The sequence below is a fragment of the Spirillospora sp. NPDC000708 genome (genome assembly GCF_040299565.1).
Classification (GTDB): Bacteria; Actinomycetota; Actinomycetes; order Streptosporangiales; family Streptosporangiaceae; genus Spirillospora.
The window spans coordinates 1-16,859 of sequence record NZ_JBEPCJ010000052.1 but is presented as its reverse complement, the minus strand read 5'-3'; the positions used below and the strand labels follow the sequence as shown (position 1 = coordinate 16,859).

At 73.2% G+C, this 16,859-nt stretch carries 16 protein-coding genes; 10 read left to right on the top strand and 6 right to left on the bottom strand.

Annotation, left to right across the window (positions count from 1 at the left end; all coding sequences use genetic code 11):
- Positions 1-37 precede the first annotated feature (37 nt).
- Genes ABT299_RS31120 through ABT299_RS31100 form a run of 5 tightly spaced genes read right to left on the bottom strand, consistent with a single transcriptional unit; the run spans position 38 to position 4,636 of the window.
- Positions 38-1,021 carry a branched-chain amino acid ABC transporter permease gene (locus tag ABT299_RS31120; RefSeq protein WP_500252913.1) on the bottom strand — a complete coding sequence of 328 codons (984 nt, stop codon included), beginning with the start codon at positions 1,019-1,021 and terminating at the stop codon, positions 38-40.
- Positions 1,018-1,878 (bottom strand): branched-chain amino acid ABC transporter permease, encoded by an 861-nt coding sequence (locus ABT299_RS31115; RefSeq protein WP_387029805.1) that lies wholly within the window; start codon positions 1,876-1,878, stop codon positions 1,018-1,020. The genes ABT299_RS31120 and ABT299_RS31115 overlap by 4 nt, the downstream gene beginning before the upstream one ends.
- Positions 1,879-1,889: 11 nt before the next feature.
- Positions 1,890-3,128: an ABC transporter substrate-binding protein gene (locus tag ABT299_RS31110; RefSeq protein ID WP_190862826.1), complete on the bottom strand. Its 1,239-nt coding sequence runs from the start codon at positions 3,126-3,128 to the stop codon at positions 1,890-1,892.
- A 31-nt stretch (positions 3,129-3,159) separates the two neighbouring features.
- Positions 3,160-3,864, bottom strand: a complete 705-nt coding sequence (locus tag ABT299_RS31105) for an ABC transporter ATP-binding protein (protein ID WP_433150575.1) — start codon at positions 3,862-3,864, stop codon at positions 3,160-3,162.
- A complete protein-coding gene (locus ABT299_RS31100) occupies positions 3,851-4,636 on the bottom strand; it encodes an ABC transporter ATP-binding protein (protein WP_500196555.1) in 786 nt (261 codons plus the stop codon). The genes ABT299_RS31105 and ABT299_RS31100 overlap by 14 nt, the downstream gene beginning before the upstream one ends.
- Before the next feature lie 269 nt (positions 4,637-4,905).
- Here ABT299_RS31100 and ABT299_RS31095 point away from each other — a divergent pair, with 269 nt between their 5' ends.
- On the top strand, positions 4,906-6,240 hold the full coding sequence (locus tag ABT299_RS31095) for a tannase/feruloyl esterase family alpha/beta hydrolase (RefSeq protein ID WP_500252912.1): 1,335 nt from the start codon (positions 4,906-4,908) through the stop codon (positions 6,238-6,240).
- 191 nt (positions 6,241-6,431) lie between these two features.
- On the opposite strand, the gene ABT299_RS31090 is transcribed toward ABT299_RS31095, so the two are convergent.
- Positions 6,432-7,457 (bottom strand): PHP domain-containing protein, encoded by a 1,026-nt coding sequence (locus ABT299_RS31090; protein WP_500252911.1) that lies wholly within the window; start codon positions 7,455-7,457, stop codon positions 6,432-6,434.
- Between the two features lie 84 nt (positions 7,458-7,541).
- Here ABT299_RS31090 and ABT299_RS31085 point away from each other — a divergent pair, with 84 nt between their 5' ends.
- The 9 genes from ABT299_RS31085 (at position 7,542) to ABT299_RS31045 (ending at position 16,715) form a co-directional block, all read left to right on the top strand.
- A complete protein-coding gene (locus ABT299_RS31085; RefSeq protein WP_500252910.1) occupies positions 7,542-8,855 on the top strand; it encodes a sensor histidine kinase in 1,314 nt (437 codons plus the stop codon).
- Positions 8,852-9,538: a response regulator gene (locus tag ABT299_RS31080; protein ID WP_500252909.1), complete on the top strand. Its 687-nt coding sequence runs from the start codon at positions 8,852-8,854 to the stop codon at positions 9,536-9,538. Before ABT299_RS31085 ends, ABT299_RS31080 begins: the two co-directional genes overlap by 4 nt.
- Positions 9,539-9,681: 143 nt before the next feature.
- A complete protein-coding gene (locus tag ABT299_RS31075) occupies positions 9,682-10,650 on the top strand; it encodes an alpha/beta hydrolase (protein WP_387029791.1) in 969 nt (322 codons plus the stop codon).
- A gap of 136 nt (positions 10,651-10,786) precedes the next feature.
- Positions 10,787-11,743: an alpha/beta hydrolase gene (locus tag ABT299_RS31070; RefSeq protein WP_500252908.1), complete on the top strand. Its 957-nt coding sequence runs from the start codon at positions 10,787-10,789 to the stop codon at positions 11,741-11,743.
- A gap of 55 nt (positions 11,744-11,798) precedes the next feature.
- The gene (locus ABT299_RS31065; RefSeq protein ID WP_151544107.1) at positions 11,799-12,980 is read left to right on the top strand and encodes a PucR family transcriptional regulator; all 1,182 of its coding nucleotides are present in this window, start codon (positions 11,799-11,801) and stop codon (positions 12,978-12,980) included.
- Positions 12,981-13,071: 91 nt separating this feature from the next.
- Positions 13,072-13,986 (top strand): acyltransferase domain-containing protein, encoded by a 915-nt coding sequence (locus tag ABT299_RS31060; RefSeq protein ID WP_190862801.1) that lies wholly within the window; start codon positions 13,072-13,074, stop codon positions 13,984-13,986.
- A complete protein-coding gene (locus ABT299_RS31055) occupies positions 13,983-14,948 on the top strand; it encodes a beta-ketoacyl-ACP synthase III (protein WP_192809104.1) in 966 nt (321 codons plus the stop codon). Before ABT299_RS31060 ends, ABT299_RS31055 begins: the two co-directional genes overlap by 4 nt.
- A gap of 56 nt (positions 14,949-15,004) precedes the next feature.
- Positions 15,005-15,256 carry an acyl carrier protein gene (locus ABT299_RS31050; protein ID WP_151544105.1) on the top strand — a complete coding sequence of 84 codons (252 nt, stop codon included), beginning with the start codon at positions 15,005-15,007 and terminating at the stop codon, positions 15,254-15,256.
- Between the two features lie 151 nt (positions 15,257-15,407).
- Positions 15,408-16,715, top strand: coding sequence for a beta-ketoacyl-[acyl-carrier-protein] synthase family protein (locus ABT299_RS31045; protein WP_190862796.1), 1,308 nt, complete (start codon positions 15,408-15,410; stop codon positions 16,713-16,715).
- Positions 16,716-16,859: the final 144 nt, after the last annotated feature.

The following is a 16,859-nucleotide window of genomic DNA, read 5'->3' as shown; positions in this document are numbered from 1 at the left end:
TCGGGGTACACGCCGCGCGTCGTCATTGAGTCGGGGCTCAGACGGGGGTGGTGACCTTGGCGGGGGCCGGGTCGGGGCGGCGGCGGGCGGTGCGCTTGGCGAGGAGGTCCCGGGCGGTGCCCCAGACGCCGCGCCGGAACACCAGCACCACCACGATGAAGATCGCGCCGGTGATGATCCCGGTCTCCTGGAAGCCGGCCGTGGCGAGGTAGTCGTTCAGCTCCACGATCAGCGCGGCGCCGATCGCGCCTCCCCACAGGGTGCCGATGCCGCCGAGGACGACCATCATCACGGCCTGCCCGGACGTCGTCCAGTAGACGCCGTCCAGGGACGCGAAGCCGTGGCCGATGGCGAACAGACCGCCGCCCAGCCCCGACAGTGCCGCCGACAGGACGAACACCAGCAGCTTGTAGCGGTCGATGCTGTAGCCCAGCGCGCGCGCACGCGCCGGGTTGTCGCGGATGGACACCAGCACGCGGCCGAACGGCGACCGGACGATCCGCCACGCGACGAACAGGCCGGCGAGGATGAGCGGCAGCCCCGCGTAGTAGAAGTAGAACGGCTCGGACAGGTCGACGCCGAAGAAGTCCCTCGGGATGCCCTGAAGGCCGTTCTCCCCGCCCGTCACGTCCCGCCACTGGTTGGCGACGAAGTACACCATCTGCGCGAAGGCCAGGGTGACCATCGCGAAGTAGATGCCGCGCAGCCGGACCGACAGGAACCCGATCGGGACGGCGAGCGCCGCGGAGAACGCCGCGCCGCCGAGGACCGCGACCGGGAACGGCAGCCCGGAGTGGACCGCGATCAGGCCCGTCACGTAGGCGGCGGACCCCCAGAACGCGGCGTGCCCGAACGACAGCAGCCCGGTGAAGCCGAGCAGCAGGTCCACGGCGGCGGCGAACAGCGCCCAGCACGCGATGTCCATCGCGACCGGCGGATAGACGAACCACGGCAGCACCAGCGCCGCGACGAGCCCGATGACCAGCAGCACCGGCCGCCCGGCCAGCCTGGAAAGGATCACAGTGCCTCCTCCCTTCCGAACAGGCCCGCCGGGCGCCACAGCAGCACGGCCGCCATCAGGATGAACACCAGCGTCTGCGACAGCGACGGCACGTAGTAGTTCCCGAGCGCCGAGACGATCCCGACCGCGAACCCCGCGGCGACCGACCCGAACACCGAGCCGAGGCCGCCGATCACCACCACGGCGAACACCGTGATGATCAGGTCGGAGCCCATCAGCGGGTTGACCGCCCGCATCGGCGCGGCGAGCACGCCGGCGAACGCGGCGAGCGCGACGCCGAACCCGAACACCGGCGTCACCCAGCGGGCCACGTCGATGCCGAGCGCGCGGGTCAGCTCGGGCCGCTCGGTCGCCGCACGGACGATCATGCCGACGCGGGTCCGGGTCAGCACGACCCACACCGCCCCGCACACCACGACCGACACCGCCAGCACGAACACCTGGTAGGCCGGGTAGGTGAACAGGCCGAGGTCCAAAGAGCCGCCCAGCGCGGACGGCCGCGGATACGGCTGGGACTGCACGCCGTACTCCCGCTTGACGAGGTCCTGCAGGATCAGCGCGAGACCGAAGGTGAACAGGAAGTTGTAGAGCGGGTCGAGGGGCGCCAGGCGGCGGATGAACAGCCGCTCCAGCACCGTCCCGGCCACGCCCAGCACGACCGGGACGAGCGGCAGCGCGACCCAGAAGTTCACGCCCCACGAGTCCAGCAGGACGTAGGAGCCGAACGCCCCCAGCATGTAGAACGCGCCGTGCGCGAAGTTGACCACGCCGAGCATCCCGAAGATGACGGCCAGGCCGAGGGCGAGCAGGGCGTAGAACGCCCCGCCCACCAGCCCGTTGAACGCCTGTTGCAGCACGCCGGGCCGCCCTACGGCTTGCAGGCGGCGTCGGGCTGCTGGAAAGCCTGCGCCGCCGGGATCGTCTTGATGATCTTCTCGTAGTCCCACGGCTCCTTGACCTCGGAGCCGGGCTTCACCTGCGCGATGTAGGCGTCGTGGACGAGGAGGTGGTCCTGCGCCCGGATGGTCCCGGTGGCGGTGAACACGTCGTTGACCTGGTGGCCCTCCAGCTGCTTCACCACCCCGTCGGACTTGTCGGTGCCGCCGCGCTGCACGGCCTCCAGGTACTGCAGGGCCGCGGAGTAGTCCGCGGCGTGCACGGCCGTCGGGCGCTTGCCCGTCTTGGCCTGGAACTTGTCCGCCCAGGCCCGGTTGCCCTGGTTGGCGTTCCAGTACCAGAAGTCGGTGAAGCGCGTCCCGGCGAGGGCGTCCGGGCCGAGCGAGTGGATGTCGGTGATGAACATCAGGCCCGTCGCGAGCCCGACGCCCTTGTCCCGCAGCTTGTACTCGTTGTACTGCTTCACGAGGTTGACGAGGTCGCCGCCCGCCTGCATGGCGCCGAGCACCTGCGGCTTCGGGTTCATCCCGGGCGCCTTCAGCAGGAACGTCGAGAAGTTGTCGTTCGGGAACGGCGTCGGGTCGGACTTGACGACGGTGCCGCCGGTCTCCTTCACCGCCGCGGAGAACGTCTTCTGCATGTCCTGCCCGAACGCGTAGTCCGGGTAGACGATGTACCAGTTCTTCGAGCCGTCCTTGGTGACCTCGCTACCGGTCCCGTGGGCCAGCATGTAGCTGTTGTAGCCGTAGTGGAAGGTGTACTTGTTGCACTGCTTCCCCTCCAGCGCGGTGGACGCGGCTCCGACGTCGATGAACAGCTTCTTCTTGTTCTTGGCGACGTTCGCGACGGCGAGGGCCGCCGACGAGGTCGGCACGTCCACGATCAGGTCGGCCTTCTGCCGGTCGTACAGCTCCTGCGCCTTGGAGTTCGCGATGTCCGGCTTGTTCTGGTGGTCGGCGTCCACCACCTCGATCTTCTTCGCGACGGCCTTGCCGCCGTACTTCGCCTTGTAGTCGGCGACCGCCATCCTCACCGCCTCGACGGCGTTCTTGCCCGACAGGTCCGCGTAGACGCCGGACTCGTCGGTGAGGACGGCGAGGACCACCTTGCCGTCGCTGATCTTGCCCCCGCCCCCGCCGGGTCCGCCCGCGCAGCCGGCCAGCAGCGCTCCGGCGGTGGCGAGCGCCGCCGAACGTCGCACAAGTGTCATCGGGGTTCTCCCTGCTGTTCCGAGGTGGTTCTTAGATTCCGAGGTATTCGAGGAGTTCGCCCTCGCGGGCGAGGACCTCGTCGTTGTCCAGCGACTCCACGACGCGGCCCTCCGCGAGCAGGTGGTGGCGGTCGGCCACGGTCGCGGCGAAGTGCACGTTCTGCTCGATGAGCAGGACGGTGACGCCGGCGGCCTTGACCTCGCGCAGGATGGCGCCGATCTGCTGGACGATCAGCGGCGACAGGCCCTCGGTGGGCTCGTCGCACAGCAGCAGCCGGGCACCGGTCCGCAGCACCCGGGCCAGCGCGAGCATCTGCTGCTCGCCGCCCGACAGCTTCGTCCCGGGGAACCGGCGCCGCTCCCGCAGCCGCGGGAACGTCTCGTACACCCGCTCCAGCGACCACGGCTCGTGGGCGTCGTCCGGTCGCGCGACGGGCGGGAGGGTGAGGTTCTCCTCGACGGAGAGCGTCGCGAAGACGCCGCGGTCGTCGGGCACGTAGCCGAGCCCGCGGCGGGCCCGCTTGTGCGGCCCGAGCGCGGTGATGTCCTCGCCGAGGAACTCGATCGTCCCCTTGGCGTCCTTGTGGAGGCCCATGAGGCAGCGCAGGAGGGTGGTCTTGCCCGCGCCGTTGCGGCCGACCAGCGTGACGATCTCGCCCTCGTCGACGCGCAGCGACACGTCGCGCAGCGCCTGCGCCTCGCCGTACCAGGCCGACAGTCCGTCAATGCGCAGCATTGGAGTCTCCGAGGTAGGCGGTGACCACGCGCGGGTCGTGGCGGATCTCGGCGTAGGGGCCCTCGACGAGCACCCGTCCCTGCTGCAGCACGGTCACCCGGTCGGCGAGGCTGGAGACAACGCTCATGTTGTGCTCCACCATCACGACGGTCAGCGACCGGTCGCCGGTCTCGCGCACCCGCTGGATGAGCTGGACGGTGCGGTCGACGTCCTCCACGCCCATGCCGGCGGTCGGCTCGTCCAGCAGCAGCACCTTCGGGTCCAGCGCGAGAGCGAGCGCCAGCTCCAGCGCGCGCTTGCGCCCGTAGGCGAGGGTGCCCGCGGGCGTCGCGCCGTGACCGTCCAGGCCGACCTGTTCGAGCAGCTCGGCGGCGCGGTCGGAGAAGCGCCCGAGCGCCTTGTCGGACCGCCAGAACCGCCAGCCGAGCCCGGTCCGGCCGGCCAGCGCCAGCTCGACGTGCTGGAGCGGGGTGAGCTCCGCGAACAGGCTGGTGATCTGGAACGACCGCGCCAGCCCGAGCCGCGCGACGTGCTCGGGGCTGCGCCCGGCGAGCTCGTCCGAGCCGAGCCGCACGCTGCCCGCCGTCGGCTTCAGGAAGCCGGTGAGCAGGTTGAACAGCGTGGTCTTGCCCGCGCCGTTCGGCCCTACCAGCGCGTGCACCGAGCCCTCCGCGACGTCCAGGTCGACGCCGTCCACGGCCCGGAAGCCGCGGAACTCCCTCACCAGGCCCCGCGCCGCCAGAACCGGGGCCCCTGGGACGGGACCGGCCATGCGCCCTCCTCGCGTTCCTAGGGGTGACCCGGACCACTCCGGGCCGCCGTGACCGGGAACGCTAAATCGCGTCCGGAGACCGGACCATGTGAGGCGCACCCACATTCCGGCCGCCCGATACGGGTGTGACCCACATCACGTGCAGGTCACGGCCGCCGGCACATGCCGCCGCGCCCGGATATGTGGGCCGCGCACGTGGCCGCGCTCACGGGCGCTCACCACCATGACGGCACCCGTCCCCGCACCGGGGACCCGTCGAAGGAGCCGGGATGCCGAAAGTCCGCAGCCTCCTGACCGCCACCGCCTTCACCGGTGCCGCCCTGACCGCCGCCGCGCTCACCGCCGCCCTCCCCGCGCAGGCGCAGGCCCGCGAGTGCGCGCCCCGCGTGACGGTTCCGGGCGCGCAGAAGCAGGTCGCCGCCTGCCTCGACGACCTCACCACCGCGGGGACGGTCGCGTCCGGGCACACCGTCCCCGCCGACTGGGCGGGCCTGCAGTCCACCGCGACGACGAACCCCGCGCACGTTCCGGGCGTCCAGATCGACGGCTACTTCCCGGACACCTCGACGTTCAACACCAACAACGGCTGGAACCACGACGCCCAGTTCGTCATCCGGCTCCCGGAGCACTGGACGGGCGGCCTCGTCGTCGCCGGCCCGCCCGGCAACCGCCGCCAGTACGCCAACGACTTCACCATCTCCGACTGGGCGCTCTCCAAGGGCTACGCCTACGCCGCCACCGACAAGGGCAACAGCGGCACCGAGTTCTACAAGGACGGGAAGCGCCCCGGCGACGCGATGGTCGAATGGAACGACCGGCTGACCCAGCTCACCCGCGCCGCCAAGAAGGTCGTGGCCGGCCGCTACGGGCACTCGCCCCGCCGCACCTACGCCGCGGGCATCTCCAACGGCGGTTACCTCGTCCGTTGGCAGCTGGAGAACCACCCCGAGCTGTACGACGGCGGTATCGACGCCGAAGGCACGTTGTGGCGCGCGGACGGCCCGAACCTGTTCACGTACCTGCCGTCGATCCTGCGCGCGTACCCGTCGTACGCGGCCACCGGCGACCCGTCCGCGCACAAGGCGCTCCTCGACGCCGGCCTGGCGCCGGGCTCGGAGTTCCTATGGCCGTTCCACGACCAGGTGTACTGGGGCCTAACCCAGACCATCTACCGCGAGGAGTTCGACCCCTCGTACACGGGCGATGAAGCGGACTACAACTACGCCGCGCGCCCCCGCTCCGTCCACAATGCGGTGGCCCGCGTCGCCCTGACGGGCCGCATCCGCAAGCCGCTCATCACCCTGCAGGGCACCTACGACTCGCTCCTGCCGATCGGCACCGACTCGGACGTGTACAGCAGGATGGTCCGCGCGCGCGGCTCCGCGCTCTACCGCTACTACCGCGTAGAGGCCGCCAACCACGTCGACGGCCTCTATGACACCTATCCCGACAAGCTCCGCCCGCTGCTGCCGTGCATCCGCAGCGCGTTCACGGCCCTGGAGTCCTGGACGACGAAGCACCAGTCCCCGCCCGCGAGCGCGACCCTGCCCCGCCCGGCGACCGGGGACCTCGTCAACACGTGCTCTCTGGAGTCCGCCTCGTAGGGCGCCTCGTAATGCGCGCCTCGTAGGGCGCTCTGTCGGGCGTTCAGGCGCGGAAGTACGGACCGGCGTCCCCGCCATCTTGACGGTCCGCTCGCGCAGGTCGTACTTCAGCTCCTCGATCAGCGGGGCGCCGTCGCGCGGCGAGGGCCTGATGACCGGGGAGGCCGTGGTCGAGGGGTCGGGCGCCGGGATCAGGCGTTGCGGGACCAGGCGAGGAGCGCGTCGGCGGGCAGCGTGTTGACGACCCGGTCGGCGGGGACCGCGCAGCGGGCGGCGCGCTCGCAGCCGAAGTGCTGCCAGTCGAGCTGGCCCGGCGCGTGCGCGTCGGAGTCGATCGAGAAGCGGCACCCGGCCTCGACGGCGAGGCGCAGCAGCCGCTTCGGCGGATCGAGCCGTTCCGGACGCGAGTTGATCTCCACGGCGACGTCGTAGGCGGCGCAGGCGTCGAAGACCAGCGCCGCGTCGAACTCCGATTCCGGGCGCAGCCCGCCGCGCTTCCCGCCCGCCTTCACGATCCGCCCGGTGCAGTGCCCGAGCACGTTCACGCGCGGGTCCGCGATCGCCGCGACCATCCGCTTCGTCATGGCGACCCGGTCCATGCGGAGCTTGGAGTGGACGCTCGCGACGACGACGTCCAGCCGGTCGAGGAGGTCCGGATCCTGGTCGAGGGCGCCGTCGTCGAGGATGTCCACCTCGATGCCGGTGAGGATCCGGAACGGCGCGAGCTCCTCGTTCAGCTCGGCGACGACGTCCAGCTGCCGGCGGAGGCGGTCGGCGGACAGGCCGTTCGCCACGGTCAGGCGCGGCGAATGGTCGGTCAGGGCGAGGTACTCGTGGCCCAGCGAACGGGCCGTCTCGGCCATCTCCCGGATCGGCGAACCGCCGTCCGACCAGTCGCTGTGCGTATGCAGGTCGCCGCGCAGGGCCGCGCGCAGCGCGGCGGTCGTCTCGTCGAGCGGCTCGCCCTCGGTGGCCTCCAGCCGGCGCAGGTAGACGGGGGTCTCGCCGCGCAGCGCCTCCTCGATCACCAGGGCGGTGACCTTCCCGATGCCGGGCAGCTCGGTCAGCGTGCCGTCGCGCGCCCGGTCCCGGAGCGCGTCCGGTGCCGTCGCCTCGACCAGGTCGGCGGCCTTGCGGAAGGCCCGGACGCGGTAGGTCGGCTCATGCGCGCGCTCCAGCAGGAACGCGATGCGCCGCAGCGCTTCGACGGGCTCCACGCCCTGCACGGTACCCAGGTATGACGCGTACGTCGCACCGTGGTGGCATACGCGTCCGGCCGCGGTGTCTCTAGCCTGGGGCTCATGGCCGGGCAGAACGACGACGGCGCGCCCTCGGCGCCGAACAGCCTGCTGTGGGGCGTCCTGGCCGCGGCCGTCACCGGCCGGGCCGACCCGGTCCCGCAGGACCGGCCGTGGCCGACCCTGCTGCGCTGGACGCGGTTCGTCGGGATCGGGCGGCTGCCGTACGGGCTCGTCGTCAACGTCGTCGGCATCGGCCTGGCCATCGCGCTGGCCGCCGGGACGAACTCGCTGCTCGCGACGCCGCAGCCGGCGCGGCCGGGCGTGCACGTCGACGCGCTCGTGCGGCTGCTCGCGTCGATCGCGGTGTCGCTGCCGCTCGCGCTGCGCGACCGGCACCCGCTCGGAGCGTGGCGGCTCAGCTTCGTGGCGATGGCCGTCATACCGGCCGGCCAGTGGCTGACCGTCCCGTACCTCCCGGCGGGGACGTTCGCCGCGATCGTGTGCCTGTACACGGTCGCGGTGCGGTGCGCGCGGGACATCACCATCGGCGTGGGCCTGCTGTCGCTGGCCGGGGTGTGGGTCAAGGACGCCCAGACCGCGGGCGGAGCGACCGTCGTCCTGCTGCTCGCCCTGGTCGTCGGGTACGCCGTCCGGCTGCGCAACACCTCGCGGACGCAGCTGGCCGAGCAGCGCCGCGAGCTGGTCGAGCAGGAGAAGCGCCACCAGGCCGCGGAGGCGGTGCTGACCGAGCGGCAGCGGATCGCGCGGGAACTGCACGACGTGGTGGCGCACCACATGTCGATGATCGCGATCCAGGCGGAGGCCGCGCCGTACAAGGTCGAGTCCGTCCCCGACGAGACCCGCCGCGACCTGTCGGAGATCCGCGCGACCGCGCTCGACGCGCTCACCGAGATGCGCCGCATCCTCGGCGTGCTGCGCTCCGAGGACGGCGCCGAGACCGCGCCGCAGCCGAGCCTGGAACGGCTGGACGAGCTGGTCGCGCACGCGCGCGGCGCCGGGCTGACCGTCTCGACGCGGCTCTCCGGCGACCTGGCCGGGCTGCCGCCGGGCGTCGGGCTCACCGCGTACCGGATCCTGCAGGAGGCGCTGAGCAACGCGATGCGGCACGCGCCCGGATCGAGGGTGGCGGTCGCGGCGGTCCGGGAGGACGGCATACTGCGGCTCGGCGTCGTCAACGGCCCCCCGGGCGGCGGCCACGTCCCCACCCCCTCGCCCGAGGGCACCGGCCACGGCCTGATGGGGATGCGCGAACGGGCGGCCATGCTGGGCGGCGAGGTGTCCGCCCGAACCACCGTGGACGGAGGATTCGCCGTGAACGCCACCCTTCCGGTGAAGGCGCGGGCCGCGACGTGACCGTCCGCGTGGTGATCATCGACGACCAGGGCATGGTCCGCACCGGGTTCGGGGTGCTGCTGAACGCCCAGCCCGACATCGAGGTCGTCGGGGAGGCGGTGAACGGCGAGGAGGGGCTGCGGCGCGTCGCCGAGCTGCGGCCCGACGTCGTCCTGATGGACGTGCGGATGCCCGTCATGGACGGCCTGGAGGCGACCCGGCGGCTCCTCGACGGTCGCGGCGGCGGCTCGGGCGGGGACGGCGGCGGGGCGCCGAAGGTCCTGATGCTGACCACCTTCGACCTGGACGACTATGTCTACGAGGCGCTGCGCGCCGGGGCCAGCGGGTTCCTGCTGAAGGACGCGTCGGCCGCCGAGCTCGCCGACGCCGTCCGGATCGTCGCGGCCGGCGACGCGCTGCTGTCCCCGTCGATCACGCGGCGGCTGATCGCCGAGTTCTCCCGGCTGGGCGGGCCGCGCGCGCCGTCCCGCAAGCGGCTGGAGGAGCTGACCGAGCGGGAGACCGAGGTGCTCGCGCTGGTGGCGCGGGGCCTGTCCAACGGCGAGATCGCCGCGGAGCTGGTCGTCGCCGAGCAGACCGTGAAGACGCACTTCGGGCGCGTCCTGATGAAGCTCGGGCTCCGCGACCGGCCGCAGGCGATCGTCTACGCCTACGAGGTCGGCCTGGTCCGGCCCGGCGACTGACGCCCCGCGGGCACCCCTCCCGGGTATCGCCCGTCATACCGGGGTCGCACGCCGCAGGACCGCACCACCGGTTGATCCGCGCGACGGCGTCCGGTTCCTAGCGTCCTGGTCAGTGCTTCACCACTGACCAGGAAGGACCTCGGATGAGCGGCGCGCACCCGGCCCCCGGCCGGCGCACCAGGGCGGTCGCGGCCGCCGCCGTGCTGACGGTGACGGCCTCGACCACCGCGGCCGCCGGGCACGCCGAGGCGTACGCGGGCCCGGCGCGTCTCCCGGACCTGTCGGCCGCGACGCTGGACGCCCGCTACCAGGCGGCGGGCGCGGAGATCGCCCGGGCATGGGCGACGGCGCGGCGCGTCCGCGACCACGACCGGGCGCGGGCCCTGTCGGCGTTCCTCGCGCCGGGCCGCCGGTTCCTGTCGTTCGACGCGCGCGGCCGCGGCCAGGCCGTCGAGGTCATCGGCGACCTCGCGGCCGCCGACCGGATCGCGGTCGTGGTGCCGGGCGCCGACACCGCGCTCGCCAACTTCGACTCGCCGAAGTTCGTCGGCGGCGGCAGCCGCGCCCTGTACCGGCAGGCGCGCGCCGGCGCGCCCGCCGAGCGGATCGCCGTGGTCGCCTGGCTCGGCTACCGGCCGCCGCGCACGCTCAGCCCCGAGGTGCTGACCGGCGGCCGCGCCGCGGCGGGCGCCCGCGCGCTCGGCCGGTTCCTCACCGGCGTCCACCGCGTCAACGCGCGCGCCCGGATCGCGCTGCTCTGCCACAGCTACGGGTCCGTGGTCTGCGGGAAGGCCGCCCGCCACCTGGGCGCCGCGCCGGTGGACGAGATCGCCCTGTTCGGCAGCCCCGGCGTCACCGCGCACCGGGCGTCCGACCTCGGCACGTCCGCGCGGGTCTGGGCGGGCCGCGCCGGCGGCGACTGGACGCGGTACGTGCCGAAGATCAGCTTCGGCGGGATCGGGTTCGGCGCCGACCCGGTCTCGCCCGGGTTCGGCGCGCGGCGCTTCGACGCCGGGACGGGCCCGCACAGCGCGTACCTGAAGCCCGGGACCGTCGCGCTGCGCAACCTCGCGCTCATCGCGCTCGGCAGGGACGCCGAGGTGACCGGCTGAAACGGGCGTGCGGCGCGCCGCGGTCACCCCGGCCGGGATCCCCCACCGGCCCCGGATGGTAGAAAGGCCGAAGATGCCGCCGCCACCCAAGACGACCTCAAGGCGCGCCCGACGGTTGCGACGGGCGCTGGCCTGCGTGGTCTCCATCTCGGCCCTCATGCTCACCACCGCCGGGACCGGCCACGCCGACCCGTACGCCGCCCCCGCCGCCGTCCCGTCGATGGCGCCGTCGACCCTGGACGCCCGGTTCGCGACCGAGCGCCGGTCGATCGAGCAGGCACTGCGGACGGCGCGCAACGTCGGTGATGGGAAGCGGGCGCGCGCGCTCGGCGCGTTCCTGGCACCGGACCGCCGTTTCCTGTACTTCGACCCGCGCGGACGCGGCCAGGCCATCGAGGTCGTCGGCGATCTCGCCCGCGCGCGGCGGATCGCGGTGCTCGTCCCGGGCGCCGACACGACGCTGACCGCCTTCGACCGGCGGGGCGGCAAGCCGTGGTCCACGCCCGGCGGCGGGGCGCGGGCCGTCTACGCCCGGGCGCACTCGCTCACCGCCGATCCGGGCCTGGCCGTCGTGGCGTGGCTCGGCTACGCCGCCCCCAGGACCTTCAGCGGGGACGTCCTGACCGACCAGCGCGCCGACGAGGGCGCGGGCGAACTGCTCGACTTCCTCGCCGGCATGCGCCGCGCGAACCCCGCCGCCCGCGTCGCGCTGCTCTGCCACAGCTACGGCTCCGTCGTGTGCGGCCGCGCAGCGCTCCACCACCACGGCCATGGCTCGGCCGCCGCATGGGGGCAGGTCACCGACATCGCCCTGTACGGCAGCCCCGGCACGACCGCGTGGTCCGCCGCCGACCTGGCCGGCACCGCCCGCGTCTGGGCCGGACGCGGCGCCACGGACTGGATGGAGGACGTCCCGCACGTCCGCATCCTCGGCCTCGGGCTCGGGCCCGACCCGGTCTCCCGCGGCTTCGGCGCCCGGGTGTTCGCCGCGGGCTCCGGCGGCCACAGCGACTACCTCGCGCCGGGCTCCATCCCGCTGCGCAACCTCACCGAGATCGCCCTCGGCGACGCCTCCGCCGTCGTCCGCGGCTGAGGCCCGTTCCGCACTCGGGGACGGAACATCGCCGGTTCGGTGGCACCCTAAGGAGGTGGACACCGCAAGCGAGGCCGAGATCCGCGAGCAGACCACCCAGCGCCTGGAGAAGGCGATGGGGACGTTCGGCACCGCGGCGCTGACCAGCATGGAGGAGCAGCTCCCCTGGTTCCGGCGGATGCCGCCGGACCAGCGCTCCTGGATCGGGCTGGTCGCGCAGGCGGGCATCGCCGCGTTCGTGGAGTGGTTCAAGAGCAACGAGCGGACCCGGCCCGCCATCGCCGGCGAGGTGTTCGGCACCGCGCCGCGCGAGCTGCTGCGGTCCATCAAACTGCACCACACCATCGACATGATCCGGGTGATCATCGAGGTGGTGGAGACCCGGCTGGACGAGCTGGCCGCCCCCGGCGGCGAGGCCCAGCTCCGCGAGGCCATCCTGCGCTACACGCGGGACGTCGCGTTCGGCGCGGCCCAGGTGTACGCGCGCGCCGCCGAGACCCGCGCCGCCTGGGACGCCCGCCTGGAGGCCCTCGTCGTCAACGCGGTGCTGCGCGGCGAGGTCGACGACGGCATGCACTCCTGGGCGGCGGCGCTCGGCTGGACGTCCAAGCCCGTCACCGTGATCGCCGGATACACCCCCGAGGACGAGGAGCCCGAGGTCACCATCGACCAGATGCAGCTGGCCGCCCGGCGCGCCCGCGCCGACGTGCTGGCCGGCGTGCACGGCCACCGCGTCATCGTGGTGGTCGGCGGCGACGCCGACCCCATGGAGGCGGCCCGCCCGATCGCCGCCAAGTGCGGGCCGGGGCCCGTCGTGGTCGGCCCGAAGGTCGGCGACCTCTACGACTCGACCAAGTCCGCGCAGGCCGCGGTCGCCGGGCTGCGCGCCGCCGCCGGCTGGCCGGACGCGCCGCGGCCCGTCCCGGCGACCGAGCTGCTGCCCGAGCGGGCCCTCGACGGCGACGCCGAGGCACGCCGGTACCTGGTGGAGGGTGTCTACAACCCGATGCTCGCCGCCGGCGCGCCGCTGCTGGACACGCTCACCACCTACCTGGAGCAGGGTTCGTCACTGGAGGCGACCGCCCGGCTGCTGTTCGTGCACCCGAACACGGTACGTTACCGGCTGCGTCGCGTCACCGAGCTCACGGGCCTCGCGCCGACCGACGGGCGCAACGCGTTCACGCTCCGCATCGCCCTGGTCCTGGGCCGGTTCGCCGCCCGCCCGCCCCGCGCCTGAGGCGCTTGTAGGGGTCGTACAAAGGGCCCGGACCAAACTTCGTCGCGATCGGCATCGTGAGCGGAGGGGCGTTCGCGAAAGGCTGGACGCCGTGATTCTCCTCGCATCGCCCGGCCAGGGCGCCCAGACCCCCGGCTTCCTGCAGCCATGGCTAGAGATACCCGGAGTCGCCGACCGTCTCGCCTGGTGGTCGGCCGTCACCGGGCTGGACCTGGTCAGGTACGGGACGACCGCCGACGCCGAGGAGATCCGCGACACCGCCGTCGCGCAGCCGCTGCTGGTCGCCGCCGCGCTCGCCGCCTACGAGGTGCTCTACGAGGACGCCGTCCCCGGCGCCGTCGCGGGGCACAGCGTCGGCGAGCTCGCCGCCGCGGCGATCGCCGGGGTGCTGACCCCCGAGGCCGCGCTGGTGCTCGTCCGGGAGCGGGGCCGCGCGATGGCCGAGGCCGCCGCCGTCACCGAGACCGGCATGACGGCCGTGCTCGGCGGCGACGCCGACGAGGTGCTCGCCGCCATCGACAAGCACGGCCTCACCCCCGCCAACGTCAACGGCGCCGGCCAGGTCGTCGCCGCCGGGACGACGGAGCAGCTCGCGAAGTTCGCCGAGGAGCCGCCCGCCAAGGCGCGGCTGCGGGCGCTGTCGGTCGCCGGCGCCTTCCACACCGCCCACATGGCCCCCGCCGTCGACACCCTCCGCCGCCTGGCCCCCGGCGCCCCCGTCGCCGACCCCCGCACCAAGCTGCTGCAGAACCGGGACGGCGCCGTCGTCGCGTCCGGCCGCGACTTCGTCGGGCGCCTCGTCGAGCAGGTCAGCGCCCCCGTGCGCTGGGACGCGTGCATGGCGACGATGCGGGAGATCGGCGTCACCGGGATCATCGAGCTGCCCCCGGCCGGGACCCTGGTCGGGCTCGCCCGGCGCGAGCTGAAGGGCATCGAGCTGGTGGCCCTCAAGACCCCCGAGGACCTGGACAAGGCCCGCGAGCTGATCAAGGCGGACGCGGCATGACCGGCCTGCGCATCCCCGAGGCGGCCGCGGGCGCCCGCATCCTCGCGTTCGGCGACTACCGCCCGGCCCGGATCGTCACCAACGACGAGCTGTCGCGGACCGTCGACACCAACGACGAGTGGATCCGCACCCGCGTCGGCATCCAGGAGCGGCGGATCGCCGGCGACGACGAGGGCATCGTCGAGCTCGGCGTGCACGCGGGCGGCAAGGCCCTCGCCAACAGCGGCCTCGACCCGTCCGACATCGACCTGGTGATCCTCGCGACCTGCTCGGCGGAGTCGCCGATGCCCGGCCACGCGCCGCAGGTCGCGCACCGGCTCGGCATCGACGCGCCCGGTGCGTTCGACCTGAACGCCGCCTGCGCCGGCTTCTGCTACGCGCTCGGCACCGCCAGCGCCGCCGTCCGGGCGGGCAGCGCCCGCAACGTGCTGGTGATCGGGTCGGAGAAGATGTCCCAGTGGATCGACTGGACCGACCGCTCCACCAGCATCATCTTCGCCGACGGGGCGGGCGCCGCGGTCGTCACGGGCAGCGAGTCCCCCGGCATCGGCCCGGTCGTGTGGGGCAGCGCCGGCGAGAACTACGACAAGATCATCATTGACGACCGGCACTCGTTCATCCGGCAGGAGGGGCAGGCGGTGTTCCGCTGGGCCACCACCGCCATCGCGCCGGTCGCGCTGGAGGCGTGCGAGCGCGCCGGGATCGCCCCCGGCGACCTCGCCGCCGTCGTCCCGCACCAGGCCAACCTGCGGATCATCCAGGCCATCGCCCGGAAGATGAAGGCCACCAACGCCGTGGTGGCCGACGACATCGTGCACTCCGGCAACACCTCGGGGGCCTCCATCCCGCTGGCCCTGTCCCGCATGATCGAACGCGGCGACGTGCCGTCCGGCGCCCCCGCCCTCCTGGTGGGGTTCGGTGCCGGACTGTCCTACGCTGCCCAAGTCATCCAGATCCCGTAGGCCGTCACGCCTGCCCGCAGGCTCTGGACCAACCCATCGAAGGAGATAGCAGAACCATGGCAGTCGCCACCGAGCAGCAGATCCTGGACGGCCTCGCCGAGATCATCGACGAGATCGTCGGCATCGACAAGTCCGAGGTCACCCCGGAGAAGAACTTCATCGACGACCTCGACATCGACTCGCTGTCGATGGTGGAGATCGCGGTGGCCGCGCAGGACCGCTTCGGCGTCGAGATCCCCGACGACGAGCTGCGCAACCTGAAGAGCGTCCAGGACGTCATCAACTTCGTCCAGAAGCTCCAGAGCTAGTTCCGGCCGGTGGCCGGGCCGTGCTCCGCACGGGCCGGCCGCAGGGAGGGCGCGCCGCCGGGCCGCCCGGACGGGTCCGCACGGGCCCCGACGGCGTCCCGGGCCGGGCGCGCCCTGCCTCCACTCCCCCTCCAGTCCGCAAGGAGCATCTATGAGCAAGAGCCAGACCAGAGTCGTGGTGACCGGTCTCGGTGCAACGACTCCTCTCGGCGGAGACCTGCCGTCGACCTGGTCCGCCCTGCTCGCCGGAGAGTCCGGGATCCGCAGCCTGGACTGGGAGGGCGTCGAGGATCTGCCGGTCCGGTTCGCCGCCACGCTGAAGGTGGACCCGGCCGAGGTCATGCCGAAGCAGTCGCTGCGCCGGCTGGACCGCAGCCAGGCGATCGCGCTGATCGCGGCCCGCGAGGCGTGGACCGACGCGGGCTTCGCCCCGGCCGTCAGCAACAAGACCATGCGCAACGAGGAGCCCGCCGGCGTGCCCGGCGGCTTCGTCGTCGACGGCGACCGGCTGGGCGTCGTCGTCTCCAGCGGCATCGGCGGCCTGCACACCGCGCTGAACAGCTACGACGTGTACCGCGAGCAGGGCTGGTCGCGGGTGTCGCCGTTCACCGTGCCGATGCTGATGCCGAACGGCGCGTCCGGGCACGTCGGCATCGAGTTCGGCGCGACCGCCGGCTCGCACGCCCTGGTCAGCGCGTGCGCGTCCAGCGGCGAGGCCGTCGGCTACGCCATCGACATGATCCGCGCGGGCCGCGCCGACGTCGTCATCTGCGGCGGCACCGAGTCGTGCATCCACCCGCTGCAGATGGCCTCGTTCGGCCGCATGCGCGCGATGTCGACCCGCAACGACGAGCCGACGCGCGCGTCCCGGCCGTACGACAAGAACCGCGACGGCTTCGTGCTCGGCGAGGGCGCCGCCATGATCATCCTGGAGTCGGAGGAGCACGCCCGCGCCCGCGGCGCCCGCGTGCAGGGCGTCGCCGCCGGGTGCGGCTACTCCAACGACGCCTACGACATCGTGCTGCCGGACCCGAGCGGCGGCGGCCAGGCCAAGGCGATGCAGCGGGCGCTCGCCGACGCCGGGCTGCGGCCCGAGGACATCGTGCACATCAACGCGCACGCCACCTCGACCCCGTCCGGCGACGTCGCCGAACTGAACTCCATCAAGGCCGGCCTCGGCGAGGAGGCCGCCGCCAAGGTCGCCATCACCGCGACCAAGTCGATGACGGGGCACCTGCTGGGCGGCGCGGGCGCGCTGGAGTCGGTCTTCACGATCCTGGCGCTGCGGGACGGCCTCGTCCCGGCGGTCGCCAACCTGGAGGACCTCGACGACGAGGTCGACCTGGACATCGTGCGGGACGAGCCGCGCAAGCTCGCGGACGGGCCCGCCGCGGCGCTCAACAACTCGTTCGGCTTCGGCGGCCACAACGTCTCGGTCGCCTTCGAACGCGCTCTCTGACCGCGCACGTCAACGGCCCGGCGCGTCCGCTCTCGGACCCCCCGGGGCGGTGTGTTGGCCAACGCGGCGGCCCCCACAATGTCCCGCAATTGGGATGTCGATAATTACCCCCCCCACACACACCCGCAAGACGCCAGGCGGGGT